Below are 15,719 nucleotides of genomic sequence, written 5' to 3'. Positions count from 1 at the left end.
AATTCATCTTTTACAAATTTACAAAACCTTAATCAAAGGATTACATAAAGAGTATATTAAATGGTTTCACACAAGAATTCAATACCCTAACGTACTATTTCAAGATTCTGACAAATAGGACAACAAAACTATATTAGTTTTACCCCTTTTTTAAATCCATAAACCATTAGACGAACTTGACTCAAAAAAGTTTCAAAAAAATGAAAACGAACCGCTGTGAAGCGGTTCGCTGTTTAAACAACTTTTTTAATATTTTCCTATGTTAGCCGTTGAACTGATTTCTTTTACAAAGGACTGTATAGAAAAAATTTCCTTCTATTTACCTACAAGCCCTCCGTTTAAAATCAAAATTTAATTAACTGCCATTTACACAAGGATTAATTAGCGATTATGTTTAGCTAACCAAGCTCCTCCGATTACACCAGCATCGTTGCCTAGTGTAGCCACTTTCATTTCAGCGCCCTCTCTAACTCTCTTGAGTGCAAAATGATTAAATTTCTGCTCTAAACGCTCCATTAAAGTATGACCTGCTTTAGAAACTCCTCCACCAATAACGATCTTACCTGGGTTAATGCTGTTTGCAAGGTTTGCTATCACTAATCCTAAATGAAATGTCACTTCTTCCAACGTGTCGATCGCTACTTGATCTCCCTTTTCAGCAGCTGCTACAACATCTTTAGCTTTTATATCACCCTTTTGCTCTAATAATGTATGAAGAGAGGAAGAGGTGTCTTGAAGAGCTTTTTCTTTGGATATGCGTGAGATACCTGTTGCTGAAGCTATCGTTTCTATGCAGCCCGTACGACCGCAGTTACATGGTGCTCCACCATTTGGTATAGCAGTTATATGCCCAATCTCACCAGCCATACCATTTGTTCCGTGCATGATATGTCCGTTTACGATAATTCCGCCGCCGACTCCAGTACCTAATGTAACCATCAGTAAGTTGCCTTCACCATCACCTGCACCACGCCACATTTCTCCGATTGCAGCGATGTTAGCGTCATTATCTACGATGACAGAAAGGCCTGTCGCTTTTTCTAGCTCTTCTTTTAACGGATAATCTCTCCACCCGATGTTTACTGCATGGAAGATGAATCCTGTTTTCATATCAATGAAACCAGGAGCCCCCATACCAATCGCCTCAAGCTTTTCTTTTGGTTGTGATAAGTCCTTTAACTTTAGATGGATGGATTCAGTAATATCTGTGACGATATGCTTTCCATCTTCACGAATATTTGTAGGGATTTCCCACTTCTCTACAATATGACCATCTAACGTTACAAAAGCGATTTTAATTGTCGTTCCACCTAAATCAACACCAACTAGCCATTTCTCCATCTTGTCTCATCCTCTATTGTAATTTATTGTGTGCTGCTCGAATAATGATGATCGCATTCTTGAATTCGTTTACATCAATGAGTTTTTGTTCGTAGAGTTCTCTGACTTCTTCTTGGATCAATTCTAAATCAGCTATCTTGTTTCCTGTATATATGAAGGTTCCAAACCTTTTTAATAGCTGTTGAACATCATACATTGTTTTCATAATTATCACCTTTGTCATTATAACAAATAGTATAAGGAAAAATGCAAGCCTTTGCACAGAATTTATATACAAAAAAACAGCTGTACATGGCAGCTGTCTTTTTAATATCCATTAACGATCGGGATCTTTCGGATGTAATACGATTGGTCTTCTGTTCTTTAAAGGCATAGGAATCCTTAAGATCACATCTCGGATGGCTTTTGGGTTAAAAGGAATGAACGGCCAGAGATAAGGGATGTGAAAGGACTTAAACGATACAAAGAACAATACGGCTAATGTAAAGCCTATAATATATCCTGGTACACCTAACAATGCGGTTAATCCTAATAGAGAGAGTCTTAATAAACGATTTGCTAAGCTGAGCTCATACGTTGGAGTAGCAAATGTCCCTATTGCAGCTATTGCGATATAGAGAACAACTTCATTTACAAATAGACCTGCTTCAATCGCTACTTGTCCAACTACAATAGCTGAAACCAATCCTAGTCCAGTCGATACAGATGTTGGTGTATGAATGGTAGCCATCCTGAGCATATCCATACCCAATTCGATGATCACAAACTGCAAGAATAAGGGGACAACCCCAATCTCTTCAGGACCTATAAATGATAAATTTACAGGTAGTAGTTCTTTATGCACAGAAAACAAATACCACAATGGCAATAAAAAGATCGATATCCACACAGCTAAAAATCGAACAAATCTTAAATATGCACCAACGACTGGTTTCTGCCTATATTCTTCTGCATGCTGCAGATGATGCCAGAATGTTGTTGGGGTGATCAAGACAGAAGGAGAGCCATCTACATAAACCAAAACATGTCCTTCAAATAAATGAACCGCTGCAGTATCTGGTCGTTCTGTATACCTCACTAACGGATATGGATTGAGGTGACGGCCACAAATAAATTCTTCAACTGTTTTCTCACCCATCGGAAGTCCATCTGTATCAATTTTTTTCAATGAGTCTTTAATACGTTCAACGATATGGGGATCCGCAATATCATCTATATATGAAATACATACATCTGTCTTCGATCGCCTGCCTATACTCATGTACTCCATGCGGAGTGAACGATCACGAACTCTTCTTCTCGTAAGTGCGGTATTGAATACGATCGTTTCAACAAAACCATCTCTTGCCCCTCTAACAACGCGCTCAACATCCGGTTCTTCAGGTCCTCTAACCGGGTATGTTCTAGCATCAATTTGAAGGATTTCCGAAACACCTTCAACGATAAGAACTGTGGGTCCACTTAATACCCAATCGATTCCTTGATTCAGATCATCTGACGTTGAGATTTCTATATAAGGGAGATACGTCTTCATCAGCTTTACAAGTGGATCCGGATCTAATTGACCAGGCTCTAGATCGGCAAGCAGCTTCATTAAATAATGAAGAATATCATCTTTAACGAATCCATCAACCATAAATAAGGCCATTCTTCTTCCGGCATATTCTAAGTCAAGATGAATACAATCAAAACTTATGTCAACGCCTAGTTGATTTTTCATATACTGAACGTTTTCATCAAAACTAGGTGAAAGAGGTTGTTTTTTTGGCAGATATGACATTTTTTTCATCACTCCTCTGCCTATCATCTTTCACTTTATTTTTCTGTTTCATACCTTGGTCATCAACGATTACTCTAAACTTCTTCATAACTTCATTTCAGTGGCAATGAGTAGATAAAAAAGTAAAACCCTTAGCTAAGGCTAAGGGTTTGCAGACTAAACTAGAGGCGACTTCAAATAGGCGTGAATAAGCTCTGCTGTATTTTTTAATGACTTGATATGTGTACGCTCAAAAGCATGAGATGCATCAATCCCAGGTCCGATAAGACCATGCACAATATCGGCGCCAGCACGAATGGCTGCTGTTGCATCTGAACCATAATAAGGATAGATATCAACTTTATATCCGATATCATGTTTTTCCGCTAAATCTACAAGATGTTTTCTTAACCCATGATGGTAAGGTCCCCCAGAGTCTTTTGCACAGATACTTACGGTAAATTCATCTGTTGCCTGACCGTCACCGATCGCACCCATGTCTACCGCTAAATACTCGACTGTATCAGTTGGAATGTTCGAATTACCACCATATCCGATCTCTTCATTGTTACTGATCAAAAAATGGGTCGTGTAAGGTAGCTTAATGGAATTGGCCTTGATCTGTTTGATTACATACATCAAAATCGCAACACTCGCTTTATCATCTAGATGACGAGACTTCACAAATCCACTATCCATTTGTTCGAATCTAGGCTGGAAAGATACAAAATCTCCTACTGAGATTCCCGCTTCTTCAACATCTTTCTTAGAATGAAACTCTTCATCTATTCGAACGACCATGTTCTTTTCATCCCGTTTTAATTCGTTCATTCCTTTATATACGTGTGCGGCTGTCTGATGCATCATAATCGTGCCGCTAAACGTTTTTCCTGAGTTTGTATGTATAGAGCAATATTCACCTTCAATGGTATTCCAATAAAATCCTCCGATTAGGTCTAATTTTAGACGCCCATCGCTTTTAATCTCTTTCACCATAGCACCCAAAGTATCTACATGTGCGGTCAACAGGCGGTGTTTTGAATCATCCTCACCTCGAATGCTAGCAATCACAGCACCTTTGTTCGTTGTTTTAAATGACACCTGATTTTTTTCTAAGAATGATTTCATAAAATCGATTGCGGCTTCTGTATTCCCAGACGGGCTTGGGATATGTACAAGTTCTTTAATGTAACTCACGATCTCTTTTGTTTGTATTTCCATGACTCTAACCCCTCTCGTTTAACCCCTTCATACTTTTCTTGAACTCGAGCCTTCTAAATTGGACAGGATTGCATAAAATTTAGGAACAAGTTGTCCGAAAGGGAGGCTGATTTGTATGAAGTGGAGAATTTCAATTTATCTGTTAATTATTATACTTGTAATAGGTATCATCTACCAGCCGTTTGTAAAAAAAGAAGCACGTGAAAGCATTACATTCTTTCCGTTAGATAACGCTTTTTCTTTTAAGGAAGCAGACTCGGAGCTTTCATTCGTTAGAGGAACCACTTCAAACTATGACTTGCTTTGGAGGGTAAACTCGGAGACTTCTGAACGTGTTTATTTGAGGCAAGATATTGCAATGATTTTCGAGAACGGAAAACTTAACAACAAGATGACAGAATGGAAAACATCTGCTTCAAAGATTGACCTTGAAAAAGACATTATAAGTTCGATACCGGGGCTATGGGAAGCCATCTCCTTTCATCAAGGTGAAATACATCTTAGTGAAGAGAAATACCGTTCTGTACAGAGAATGAGTAAGGATTATTTATATGCAGCAAAACTAAATCAATCGTTCTCAAGTTTTCAAGTCCCTAAGGATCCCACTGAACGGAAAGCTAAAAATGAACTCGATGAAAAAACAAATAAATTTCTGCAGCAAACACTCACACAAACAACAAACTTCTATCAGATTGATATCAACGAATATAGCGTGATCTCATTAGAATCGTTAACAGATTATAACAGCAAACCACTACCTGGGTTCTCTCCATCCAAAAGTCAGGAGATTATAGGGAAGCTTTGGGAAGGATTATATAAAAATTACTTTTTAGGCATTACTACAAAAAATGGACAAAGAGTAAGTCCGATCGGAAGTTCGATGCCTTTCATCTTAATCAGTAAAGATAAAAAATATTTATTTGTTTTATTTCAGACAACTAACGGAGAGAACATCCAGCTGATTCAATATATCTCATGATGACTTCTATTAATTCACGGCTAGAGTAACAGTTATGATGAGGATTACTCTCATTCGTAATAGTAAATTTCAACGGATTCCACCATATAGCAGTCCACTCTGCTTGAATGGCTGGAACCATATCTAAGGAATAAGAATCACCAACATAGTATAAGGCGCTTGCTTCCGTTTTCTTCTTTACAAAATGGAAAATCTCAGGACTAGGTTTAGCCACTTTTATTTCCGATGAAATATAGATGTGTTTTTCGGGAATATCAAGTTGCAGTTGCTTTATTTTGTTTCTTTGAACGAAAGCACTTCCGTTAGAAATGATTCCGTACGTGATTTTATAACGAGTTAAGACTTTGAAAATATCCTTTATCCATGAATAGGGTTCTACAAATAAATGTACATTCTTTTCAAACAGCTGTTGAAATTGCTGTATTTCTTTCTTACTAAAATTTCTTAACCCTGCTGCACGTAATGAAGATAATAAGCGTTTACTTTGATATTCTTCTCGAGTGATCCATTCTTTTTCATACGCCTGCCAATAAAAATCACAAAAAGTCTTATAACAAGTGAACCATTTTTCTTCTAACTTCTTATCTGCGTTATCCATAGAAGTAATGCTACGAAATGCAAATAAAGAAGCCTTCTTAAAGGAGGCTTCATAATCGAACAGCGTATTGTCTAAATCAAAGAAGAATGCTGCTTTTTCCGATTGCATGGTCAAATGATTTCATCCATCATTTTAGATCGCAACCCTGGAAATGACATAGCACTGCCAACTAAGAAACGACGAATAAACGGATTGCCAAGAGCGCTATTCATCAAACGGTATCTCATTCTGTAACCGAGTACAATAGCAAGGAATATCAAAAAGCTTTTAATCACAAATCCTTTCATGTGAAAACCTCCTTGCTACTACTTTCTGTTTGGAATGCACTTTTTATTCGTCCCCTAGATTTAAAAGATCTTCTTTCGTATTAACATTCTTGAAAAAGCATGCCTCTTCTTCTTGTACTTCTATATATTTTGTGTGTTTACGGTCTAATAAGGATAAAACCTTTAAGTTTTCCTTCATTAAGTTCTCTTTCATTTGAAGAAGACATGATCTCTTGTATACGCCGTTAAGTGGAAACACTTTTCCGTTCAAAACCGGGATGATGCAATCATACTCCGGATGCTCAGTAGCAAATCCCATCCATTTTCCATACATATCGCTGCTCATTCTAGGCATGTCGCAAGGGGTAACCAAATAATAATCTCCCTTTCTTTCCATCATCGCACTGTATATTCCCGCTAAAGGACCTTTTCCTTTAAAAGATTCAACATCGGTAATTAGTTCTGTGGCATAAGAATGGCTGTGCTCTAACTTCTCTATCCATTCTTCACGAACAACAGCTACGAGCTCATCTGAATGTGGAGCGATTGCATTCATCGCTTTTTCAAAAAAAGTGGTAACTCCCCATTTAGCGAACAATTTTGGACTACCAAACCTTCTAGATTCACCGCCTGCAAGAACAACCCCTATAACTTTCAACTTAGGAACCATATGTATAAACCTCCCGCAATCAGACCTCCAATAATCGTAGAGGAAAAATTCACAAGATTGTTTGTAAAAAAGGCATATCCAAATACTTTTACCGTCTTGGCACCACAATGAGCGCTGCTTTCGGTTTCTCTTTTACAAATGGAACAAACATACTTTTGTTCAAACCAAGCCCCGAAAAGGGTATCTGCTACGTTTCCTAAAAATCCAGAAATCGCAACACACAGCAGAATCGTAATCGATGTGTCATAAAGAAAATAAAAGCTAAAACCAATTAATAATGCTCCTGTCGCTGCTGCAACTGTACCTAGACTTGATACTGCACCTGATAAACCAGGTTCAACCTTTTTCCATTCTTTAATATGAAACGGTCTTCGCTTCGATAGGACACCTATCTCTGAAGCCCATGTATCTGCTGTAGCTGTCGCAAAGGTAGCCGCAAACACAATATGCCATAAAGGATCTGAAAGCGTCAGATGACCTATTGCTGCAAGTAGAGCTGCTCCACCATTGGCAAGTACTTGCCAAGCAGACCTTCCCTTTTTGTCTTCGATGTGTAATGCGTCTTGATCCTGTTTTTTGTCTTTCTTCCATTTCGTTAAAAGTGTAGAAGTTATGAAAAAGAGACCGAGAATAATCAAACCTTGCCAACCAAAAGCCTTATTAATAATTACTCCCAATATAAAAGCTGTTAAACTGCCTGCAATCGTTAGCCATTTGAATAAAGCTGACATGATGGAAAGAAGAGCGATACCTACAAGTATGATCATCATCTACCGAAATCGACCCTCTTCCGTAATAACCGTATCCACAGGGATATCATAGTTTTCATGTGGAAGAGAATTCGTAGTCTGTAAGGTGTAAGCAATTGAAAGTTTAGAACCATCATAAGATTGTAAGTAGCGATCGAAATATCCGCCACCGTAACCAATTCTGTACCCTTCTCTATCAAATACAAGACCTGGTACGATGATCATGTTCAGTTGAGACGGCTCTATGCACGGAGTAACATCTACCTTAGGTTCGTATAGATCCATATATACATTTTCTAGTTCTTCATATGAACGTATCTCTCTGAACTCCATCTGTTTATGTTTAGAGTAGCACTTAGGGACGCCGACAATCTTTCCTTCAGTCCATGCTTGGTTTATGATGTAAGACGTATCAAGCTCAAATGTTCTAGAAACGGTGATACCGATACAATTTGCCTTCTTCCATTCGTCCGTTTGAAATAAAAGATTAGATATCGATTCGCTTTTTACCTTTCTTTCTTCTTTTCCCATTGAGAGCAACAATTGTTTTAACTTCTTTCGCCATTGTGATTTATCCATATATTAAACACCTCTATAACGTGATGTATTTATCTTATCATGAGTCTGATTGCATGAAAAAACGCCTGATCCCTCATTTGCATGGGTCTCAGGCGCTTCTACGTGAAATTACTTTGTTTCACGGTGAACTGTGTATTTCTTTAAACGCGGGCTGTATTTTTTAAGCTCTAAACGGTCTGGATTCGTACGCTTGTTTTTTGTAGTGATGTAGTTACGATCACCAGTTTCAGTACAAGCTAAAGTAATGTTTACACGCATTGTTGTTTCCCTCCACATCTTTACCAAAGTACATTTTCATGGTTACTAACAGTCATATTCTCTATTAAACCATACCATAACATGATAACAAATTCTTTTCTAACGAGCAAGTGAGTTTTGTGAAAGTTTCTCATAGACTTTGGTATATTCTTTGAGAACATCTATAAATGTAGCATGTGACCATGTGAGAGGAGCCACTGACAAAGCCTCTCCAGTAAACGGATGCAGTTGTTCAGGTAAGACACCTGTAGAAAAACTATGTTCGTGAACCCAGCGTAAAATTTCATGAGGACGTTCTAGGTCTTGAAGTGATTTCGCACATTGCACATGCCATTTTGCAAGCCATAGCGTACAGATCAACCATGGATTCCCAGGCGCTCTTGTCATATCGTGCGTTTGTTGAAAGTAATAATCATTCGTATACCTTGCTATCCCGCCAACACCGGACTTAATGCTAAGCTCTTCATTCATCTGCTGCATCGTTCTGACGATTCGTTCATCATCGGCAGGATATACACCAAACGCAAAGAGAGCATACATGCTAGATTCCATCGTGAAATCTTTTTTATAGGCGTTATCATCCAACAGATAGATACCTCTTAAAAACCTTCCTGAATCTTCATCATACAAATGCTTTTCCATTCCAGCTTTTATTCGGTCTGCACCCTTCTTATACCTCTCTGCTCGATCATCTTCACCGAATAGCGTCGCAAAAGAATAAGCAGCCATAAGACCCCCATATACAGAGCTTGCTGTAAAGGTAAAGATCCCTCTTCTTTCTTCCCAAAGATCATAAGAAGGCAACGGAAGGTCAAGCTCTTCTTGCATATATTGAAGCAAAAATCTCGCACTCGGACGGACTAATGATCGATAGAGAGATTGAGCAAACTCAATATCTCCTGTTTCTTTATAATGTTCCCAAAATGCCCACAGTACGAGCGCTGTTTCATCTTCTTGAATCGGCAGCTGGCTCGATCCTTCTTTATCGATCATTGGATGCCAAGATGATCCGATCGAACCGTCGGGGTTATATTTATGATGAAGGTATCCTTCTTTTGTTAAAACATCTGCACACCTGCGATAGAAGTTCTTCACCATTCCATGAAAACCCGCTTTTGCGACAGCGGCTGCTATCAGTGCACCGTCTCTCGGCCACATGTAACTATAATGGTCGCGGTTATAATGCTGAATATCAGAATCATTGGCCGCTATGATATAACCATTCTCATTGGTTTGTGTCCGAATGATCAGTAAGCTTCTGTTATATAGATCAAGAAGTTCATCAGAGAGGTTGCACGGATTGATCTTTGTTTTATTTACCCATCTCCTCCAATACACATCGATCTTATCTAAAGTTAAAGATGGACCGATCTCCATGAGGTAATCGTAGAGCGAAAACACTTCCTCTCTACTTTTTCCAACGGTTAGAGCATAGTGCACGTCTCCTTTTCCGTGTGGTGGAACAATGCCTTGTACGGAAAAAGTACTATCCACTGATCCTTGCGCGATCGGGTTTACATGAAGATGACCATCTTCTGCATCTCTCCATGTTCCTTCAGCACTTAAGAAACGTTTGACCCCTGTTGTGTACTGGTCAATCCCCTTTTGATCGAATGAACCTGCAAACAAAAAGTAACGATTCTTCTTATAGTGGATGATCACAGATTTTTCAGGATCAAAGTAAGCTGTGTCTCCCACTTCATTCTCATAGATAGTTAGATCTTGGTGGAAGAAAAGTTTGATCCTTCTTTCTTCATTTGATTCGTTTAAAACGGTGATTCTCCGCATAAACATATTTTCTCTTTGATGTACGGCATCTTCAATCTTGAGCGTTATGCCTTCTTTTGCGTTCTTTGCGTACGAGAGTGTAACGAGCGAGTCAATATGATAACCGGGCTCGATCACCCATTCTTTTGAGGAAAGCCAAGAAAAGGAGCCATTGATACTGGCTCCTAGACGGTTAACATGCCCCTGTACATGATTTTGCTGACCGACGTAAGGAAAATAGATGTCTCTGATCTGCAAATATTCATCTAAATTGATCAATAATTTTCCGTTTCCTAAAACCAAATGTCTTGGCATCTGTTACACCTGCTGATACAACTGTATTTTTTCAATATATTGCGATGCCGCTTGTTTCGCTTGTTCAGGATCCGTATTCTGAGAATACACTGTGAAAACAGGCTGCTCTACGTCTGGAAGAATAAGCGTCCATCCACCTTCAGGATGGAAAACCTTAATACCATCAAGCAATTCCACATTGTTATCACGGATATCTTCCATCAGCCTGCGCATCACTCGGCCTTTCTTATCTTTTGGACAAGGTACATATTCTCGTAGCATATGAACATCTGGAAGCATCTTTACGAGTTCAGATAATGTGATCTGCTGCATTGCCATGATCTCTAAAATATGAACAAATGCGTATTGAGCGTCGTATTGGTAATTAAGGACCCCATCCCCTACTTCCATGATAGAACGTGGGTTAGCTTTCGTTCTGATCAACTTTCCTTTTAAACGTTCGGCGATGGAATCTAGCGCAGATGATCCATACACAGGGATAGCCATCTCTTTTTGTTTACCTTGAGAAAATGCTGTGAAAACATAGAGAGCAAGCATGGTCTCTTCATCTAACACTTCACCAGTCTCCGTAATGAGACGCAATGTTTCACCCGCTTCTCCGATCAAAACTCCGATATTGGCATTTGTTACTCTTACAAAAGATGCCATTTCCTCTGGTTTCGTTTGATATGGCGCGGTAAGGATCTCACAGTTCAATCGATTATAAAGGTTAGGAATAAAGTTCAGATAAGGCTGGTGGTTGTAATTCACCACAACTCTAAACTTTGCTTCTTGGATACCCTTTTCTTGTATTTCTTCTAAAAGCGCGGAAATATAATCTTCATGTTTGTTCGCCTGTACAGCACCTTTTCCAATACGATCAAATGATGCACGTCTATAATCTTCCTGCCAATATGCATTCTCGATCTTTCTTTCAAGATCTGAATGTATTGGAAGTCCTTTTTTATCATAGAATTCGATCATCAGTTGTTTCTCTCCCGTAGGATTAGAGAACCTTACGTAAACACCGCCTTCTAAGCGTTCTTCTTCGATAGAGAAACGGACAACTGGTGCGACAGTAGGACTAATATCAAGCGTGTGCACCCCGGAAGAATGAAGTCCTTGTATAAAAGATTGTTTAATCATAACTGAAAAGTCATGCGAATCACTTGCGATGATGATCTGTGATCCATAAGGGAGAACAGCTCCATAAGCTGATGCCAGTCTTGCGATATAATCTGGTGTGATCTCCACGTTAGCGATCCCAGAAACTCCTCTAGATCCAAACAAAGATTTTGTAGCTTTTTTACCCCATACGATCGAGGTGTGAACAAGCGCTTCTTCAAAGATCTCTTTTTCTGGCCAGATTTTAACATCTGGCTTTAGCGTCGCATTTTTACCTATCGTACAATGGTTACCTACTACAGCATGTTCAAAGATAGACGCGTCCTTCTCCACTTTCGTACCGTTCGCGATAGTTGCTCCTCTTAATTCACACTGATCTCCTACAAAAACATCGTTCCATAACACCGTTTTCTTTAAAGAACTTCCTGAGCTTACTACGCTATTCTTTCCAACAACAGATAGCTTTCCGATATGAGAGCCCTTCCTGATCACTGCTCCATCTGCAATGCTGACAGGAGCCTCGATCACAGCTCCATCTTCAATAAAAACATTCTCACCGATCCAGACACCTGGCTCTTTTTCTTCTCCCGCAAATGGAAGATCCACCAAGCCGTTCAACATATCGTAATGGGATTGGCGATACTGCTGAAGGCTTCCAATATCAGACCAATATCCCTCCGCTTGATAACCAAACAAATTTTTATCTTCTTTCATTAATAGCGGAAACAAATCCTTGCTAAAATCTACCGGAACATCTTTCTCGATAAAATTAAATACTTCTGGTTCAAGTACATAGATACCCGTATTCACAGTATCACTAAAGACTTCATTCCAGCTTGGCTTTTCAAGAAATCGAATGATCTTTCCTTCTTGATTGGTCATGATCACACCATATTCTAATGGTGAATCAACTTGCTTCATGAAGATCGTAGCGAGTGAATCGTTATCTTCATGAAATTGGATACCTTTTTCAAGGTTAAAATCCGTTAACGCATCGCCGGAGATCACGATAAAACGCTCATCAAGAAATTCTTCAGCATTTTTAATGGACCCAGCTGTTCCTAAAGGAGAATCTTCAACAAAATATTGAAGGTTCACACCAAAATCACGGCCATCACCAAAATAGTTTTTGATTGCGTCTGGTAAGTAATGAACGGTAACGGCGATATCTGTAATCCCAAATTTCTTAAGAAGTTCGATCCCATACTCCATTACGGGTTTGTGAAGCATCGGCACCATTGGTTTTGGCATATTGCATGTAAGAGGTCTTAAACGTGTCCCTTTTCCACCAGCCATAATTACACCCTTCATTAAACGATACCTCCCACTTTTGATGTTTGATTTTGTTTACTAATATAGAGTTCTGCAGTCTTTTCAGCAATGGAATCCCAGCTGAAAACGGTTCTAGCTATTTCCTCTCCATTCTTAGCGATGTCTTGGCAGCGTTCACGGTTTCTTAGGATATATTCTACAGCCCACACAATACTCTCTGGATCGTTAGGATATACTTTTAACCCTGTCTTTTCATGATCAATAATTTCTCTTAAACCTCCCGTATCAGAAACGATAGTCAGCTTCCCTGCAGCCATCCCTTCGAGCGCAACAATACCGAACGGTTCATAATGACTCGGGAAAAGAGCGGCATCAGCTTTTGCAAAATATTCATTTCTTTCCTCATCGCTTACGAATCCTGCTAGATGTACATAGTCTTCTAAGCTCTTCTGCCTGATCATTTCTTTTAGTTCATCCATTAAAGGACCTTTTCCAGCAATTACAAATTTGATGTGTTTGCCAGAATTCCTTAGTATATCTGCCGCTTCGATGATCGTTTGGAACCCTTTTTCTTTTACAAGCCTGCCAACCGAGAAAAGAAGAAGTTCATGGTCGTCGTGATTCCTTTCAATAGAAGGACTAGATTTAAAAGTGATCTGATCTGGATCTATACCGTTTGGCAGTATGGTTACCTTCTGTTCCGGTATGCTAAAAACCCCTGTTAACTCATTTTTCATATAGTCACTGCAGACGATCAAATGATCAGATCCATCCATAAGCTCCCATTCCTTCTGATTGATCTCGTATTGGAGTGGGGAAGTTATCCCGTTGTTCCTGCCATGTTCTGTTGCATGAATGGTAGTGATCAAAGGAATGTTCAGTTCTTTTTTAATGGCTAATGCCGAAACTGAAACGAGCCAATCATGTGCATGAATGCAATCAAAATCAATCTTCTTTGCGAGAGCCAGCGCTTGTTCAGTGATGGCCATGTTCAAACTTCCTGTCCAATGGAAAAACGACTCAAAATTCGGCTGCTTCCCGGCAACTCGGTATACATGTACACCATTATTCACCTCGTGTTCGGGATATCCCGGAACAGAAGAGGTAATAACATATACCTCTGATCCTCGCTCGACCAATTTTCTTGATAGATCAAATACATGCCTTGCTAATCCACCTACTACCATAGGAGGGAATTCCCATGAAAGCATTAATATTTTCTTCTTGTCAGCTTTTCGTTCGCTATAGTGGGACGCCACGTACTCATCATGTTTATTCTTAAAAAAGTGCCACAAATCGTTTGTAAGCATGAAGGGGTATTGGTTTTCAAACTCTGCTATTTCATTTGGATGATATGTTTTATTTTCAATCGATCGATCTAGTTCATGAAACCTCTCGATATGCTCTTGAAACCTTGACTTTGCATATTCTGCAGCACTGTTACCTTCAATGATAAATGCCCAGTCAGAGCTTGCAGCTAGCATCCATTCACGAACCATCTGATCTGCATATCGTTCAACAACGATGTTTGGTTCTTCATGTGAAAGACGTGCCGCGAGCTGGACCAGCTTTTTTTCACAATGATGCAGATGTCTATACATCCAAGCATTTGATTCGTTCAGCCATACTTCACCTGTTTGGTTTCTGCCCCATGTTGAAAAGCATGGTCTTACAGTCTCTAGATCTTGATAATGTCTAATTAAAAATTCTTGAGGTGTGATCCACGTGATGTTTTGTTCTGTTGAAACTTTCATGGATTGAAGTAAAAATTCTGGTCCTTCAAACCACCAATGTCCAAATAGCTCTGCATCAAATGGTGCAGTTATTAGTTGAGGAGGGTAAGATTGTTCGTTAGTATGTAGATATTCTGTAATGCGATGACAAAAATCATAAGCATGACTCTGCACTTTATTTAATGCCCATTCTCTTTGGTACCAGTCTTTGTTCTCCGTTTTCCCAGTTATTCTCCAATACTTTAAACCCGTATCGACTCGAATTCCTTCAGGATGGATGAAGCTCTTTATATATTCATTGTCCCTCTCATAGGCGACGTCTCGATAAAACTCTCGATAATCAAAATCGCCTGGATAGCCGACAGAAGAATTCCAAATTGTTTCAGAGATACATTGGTTTCGCGAGAACAATGCCACCCCATGCGGAGAGTATACAGGAGCTCCGATACCTTTAGATGGAACGGGCTTACTTCTGAGTAGAGTTTCTTCATCTACAAAAGTATATTGAATACCTGCATCTGCTAACGCGATATCTACTCCGGGAGAGTAAGCACATTCTGGCAGCCAAAACCCTTTAGGCTTTTCACCAAAGTACTTTTCAAAGGTTTGAACGCCTGCAAAGATTTGAGCTTTAACTCCTTGTTCAGTTTGAACATAGGGAAGGAATGCGTGGGTTGCAGAGGAAGTGATGCAATTAACCTTCCCAAGTTTTATATAGCGTTTAAAAGCATCTGTCACTTTACAATCGAATTCTTGATACGTTTCCATAATTCTTTTATATCGTTCTTCGTAAAACCCGATAATCTCTTCTTCTTCCGTATTCGAAGAATGTTTTTTTTCTTTTTTAACAAGTTTTATCGTAAGGTCTAAATGTTCTAAATAACGTTTTTGAATGACTGGATCGTTTAATAACTCCAACAAAGGCGGTGAGAACGATAAGGTCCAAGACAAGGCTTCAGGCTGATCTTCGAGTACCCATAACAACGGGATATATGTCTCAGTAAGTGCCTCAAATACCCATCTTTCCTCTAATCGATTCGCTTCTTTATGTCTCACATAAGGAAGGTGAGCGTGCAAGACTAATGAAAAATACCCGTTAGACATGTTT

General features: G+C 39.2%; 14 protein-coding genes. 1 reads left to right on the top strand and 13 read right to left on the bottom strand.

From position 1 onward, the window contains the following. Positions 1–381: 381 nt before the first annotated feature. The 4 genes from IHV12_RS15950 to IHV12_RS15935 all read right to left on the bottom strand — a co-directional run bounded on the left by IHV12_RS15950 (position 382) and on the right by IHV12_RS15935 (position 4,321). Entirely contained in the window at positions 382–1,341 is a 960-nt protein-coding gene (locus IHV12_RS15950; RefSeq protein WP_197191479.1) for an ROK family glucokinase, read from the bottom strand. A gap of 13 nt (positions 1,342–1,354) precedes the next feature. Continuing rightward, the gene (locus IHV12_RS15945) at positions 1,355–1,546 is read right to left on the bottom strand and encodes a YqgQ family protein (RefSeq protein WP_197131091.1); all 192 of its coding nucleotides are present in this window, start codon (positions 1,544–1,546) and stop codon (positions 1,355–1,357) included. A 111-nt stretch (positions 1,547–1,657) separates the two neighbouring features. After that, on the bottom strand, positions 1,658–3,121 hold the full coding sequence (locus tag IHV12_RS15940) for a spore germination protein (RefSeq protein ID WP_370568840.1): 1,464 nt from the start codon (positions 3,119–3,121) through the stop codon (positions 1,658–1,660). A gap of 156 nt (positions 3,122–3,277) precedes the next feature. Beyond that, positions 3,278–4,321, bottom strand: a complete 1,044-nt coding sequence (locus tag IHV12_RS15935) for a M42 family metallopeptidase (RefSeq protein WP_197191478.1) — start codon at positions 4,319–4,321, stop codon at positions 3,278–3,280. Positions 4,322–4,436: 115 nt separating this feature from the next. Here IHV12_RS15935 and IHV12_RS15930 point away from each other — a divergent pair, with 115 nt between their 5' ends. Beyond that, the gene (locus IHV12_RS15930; RefSeq protein ID WP_197191477.1) at positions 4,437–5,300 is read left to right on the top strand and encodes a hypothetical protein; all 864 of its coding nucleotides are present in this window, start codon (positions 4,437–4,439) and stop codon (positions 5,298–5,300) included. Here the strand turns inward: IHV12_RS15930 and IHV12_RS15925 are convergent. The 9 genes from IHV12_RS15925 to IHV12_RS15885 form a co-directional block, all read right to left on the bottom strand. After that, a complete protein-coding gene (locus IHV12_RS15925) occupies positions 5,260–6,006 on the bottom strand; it encodes an HAD family hydrolase (protein ID WP_231620798.1) in 747 nt (248 codons plus the stop codon). The two genes, IHV12_RS15930 and IHV12_RS15925, sit on opposite strands and share 41 nt — an antisense overlap. Positions 6,007–6,008: 2 nt before the next feature. Beyond that, the gene (locus tag IHV12_RS15920; RefSeq protein WP_197131220.1) at positions 6,009–6,185 is read right to left on the bottom strand and encodes a hypothetical protein; all 177 of its coding nucleotides are present in this window, start codon (positions 6,183–6,185) and stop codon (positions 6,009–6,011) included. A 43-nt stretch (positions 6,186–6,228) separates the two neighbouring features. Beyond that, complete coding sequence (locus tag IHV12_RS15915) at positions 6,229–6,834, bottom strand: molybdenum cofactor guanylyltransferase (protein WP_197191475.1); 606 nt, start codon at positions 6,832–6,834, stop codon at positions 6,229–6,231. Further along, positions 6,819–7,604 carry a DUF92 domain-containing protein gene (locus tag IHV12_RS15910; RefSeq protein WP_197191474.1) on the bottom strand — a complete coding sequence of 262 codons (786 nt, stop codon included), beginning with the start codon at positions 7,602–7,604 and terminating at the stop codon, positions 6,819–6,821. The genes IHV12_RS15915 and IHV12_RS15910 overlap by 16 nt, the downstream gene beginning before the upstream one ends. Next, positions 7,605–8,162 carry a 5-formyltetrahydrofolate cyclo-ligase gene (locus IHV12_RS15905; RefSeq protein ID WP_197191473.1) on the bottom strand — a complete coding sequence of 186 codons (558 nt, stop codon included), beginning with the start codon at positions 8,160–8,162 and terminating at the stop codon, positions 7,605–7,607. 108 nt (positions 8,163–8,270) lie between these two features. Then, positions 8,271–8,420 (bottom strand): 50S ribosomal protein L33, encoded by a 150-nt coding sequence (gene rpmG / locus IHV12_RS15900; protein ID WP_066242361.1) that lies wholly within the window; start codon positions 8,418–8,420, stop codon positions 8,271–8,273. A 99-nt stretch (positions 8,421–8,519) separates the two neighbouring features. After that, positions 8,520–10,502 carry a glycoside hydrolase family 15 protein gene (locus IHV12_RS15895; protein WP_197191472.1) on the bottom strand — a complete coding sequence of 661 codons (1,983 nt, stop codon included), beginning with the start codon at positions 10,500–10,502 and terminating at the stop codon, positions 8,520–8,522. Positions 10,503–10,505: 3 nt separating this feature from the next. Further along, positions 10,506–12,917: a sugar phosphate nucleotidyltransferase gene (locus tag IHV12_RS15890; protein ID WP_197191471.1), complete on the bottom strand. Its 2,412-nt coding sequence runs from the start codon at positions 12,915–12,917 to the stop codon at positions 10,506–10,508. Beyond that, positions 12,917–15,715: a 1,4-alpha-glucan branching protein domain-containing protein gene (locus IHV12_RS15885; protein WP_197191470.1), complete on the bottom strand. Its 2,799-nt coding sequence runs from the start codon at positions 15,713–15,715 to the stop codon at positions 12,917–12,919. Before IHV12_RS15885 ends, IHV12_RS15890 begins: the two co-directional genes overlap by 1 nt. Between the last annotated feature and the right edge of the window lie 4 nt (positions 15,716–15,719).

Source organism: Fictibacillus sp. 7GRE50 (assembly GCF_015903875.1).
Classification (GTDB): domain Bacteria; phylum Bacillota; class Bacilli; order Bacillales; family Fictibacillaceae; genus Fictibacillus; species Fictibacillus phosphorivorans.
Note: the sequence above shows the minus strand (reverse complement) of the source record. Positions and strands in the feature narration are given on the sequence as shown.

What these genes read in the sequence shown, in the direction of transcription:
- IHV12_RS15950 (WP_197191479.1), bottom strand. Translation starts at nt 1,341, where the DNA reads ATGGAGAAATGGCTAGTTGGTGTTGATTTAGGTGGAACGACAATTAAA.
- IHV12_RS15945 (WP_197131091.1), bottom strand. Translation starts at nt 1,546, where the DNA reads ATGAAAACAATGTATGATGTTCAACAGCTATTAAAAAGGTTTGGAACC.
- IHV12_RS15940 (WP_370568840.1), bottom strand. Translation starts at nt 3,121, where the DNA reads ATGTCATATCTGCCAAAAAAACAACCTCTTTCACCTAGTTTTGATGAA.
- IHV12_RS15935 (WP_197191478.1), bottom strand. Translation starts at nt 4,321, where the DNA reads ATGGAAATACAAACAAAAGAGATCGTGAGTTACATTAAAGAACTTGTA.
- IHV12_RS15930 (WP_197191477.1), top strand. Translation starts at nt 4,437, where the DNA reads ATGAAGTGGAGAATTTCAATTTATCTGTTAATTATTATACTTGTAATA.
- IHV12_RS15925 (WP_231620798.1), bottom strand. Translation starts at nt 6,006, where the DNA reads ATGCAATCGGAAAAAGCAGCATTCTTCTTTGATTTAGACAATACGCTG.
- IHV12_RS15920 (WP_197131220.1), bottom strand. Translation starts at nt 6,185, where the DNA reads ATGAAAGGATTTGTGATTAAAAGCTTTTTGATATTCCTTGCTATTGTA.
- IHV12_RS15915 (WP_197191475.1), bottom strand. Translation starts at nt 6,834, where the DNA reads ATGGTTCCTAAGTTGAAAGTTATAGGGGTTGTTCTTGCAGGCGGTGAA.
- IHV12_RS15910 (WP_197191474.1), bottom strand. Translation starts at nt 7,604, where the DNA reads ATGATGATCATACTTGTAGGTATCGCTCTTCTTTCCATCATGTCAGCT.
- IHV12_RS15905 (WP_197191473.1), bottom strand. Translation starts at nt 8,162, where the DNA reads ATGGATAAATCACAATGGCGAAAGAAGTTAAAACAATTGTTGCTCTCA.
- rpmG (WP_066242361.1), bottom strand. Translation starts at nt 8,420, where the DNA reads ATGCGTGTAAACATTACTTTAGCTTGTACTGAAACTGGTGATCGTAAC.
- IHV12_RS15895 (WP_197191472.1), bottom strand. Translation starts at nt 10,502, where the DNA reads ATGCCAAGACATTTGGTTTTAGGAAACGGAAAATTATTGATCAATTTA.
- IHV12_RS15890 (WP_197191471.1), bottom strand. Translation starts at nt 12,917, where the DNA reads ATGAAGGGTGTAATTATGGCTGGTGGAAAAGGGACACGTTTAAGACCT.
- IHV12_RS15885 (WP_197191470.1), bottom strand. Translation starts at nt 15,715, where the DNA reads ATGTCTAACGGGTATTTTTCATTAGTCTTGCACGCTCACCTTCCTTAT.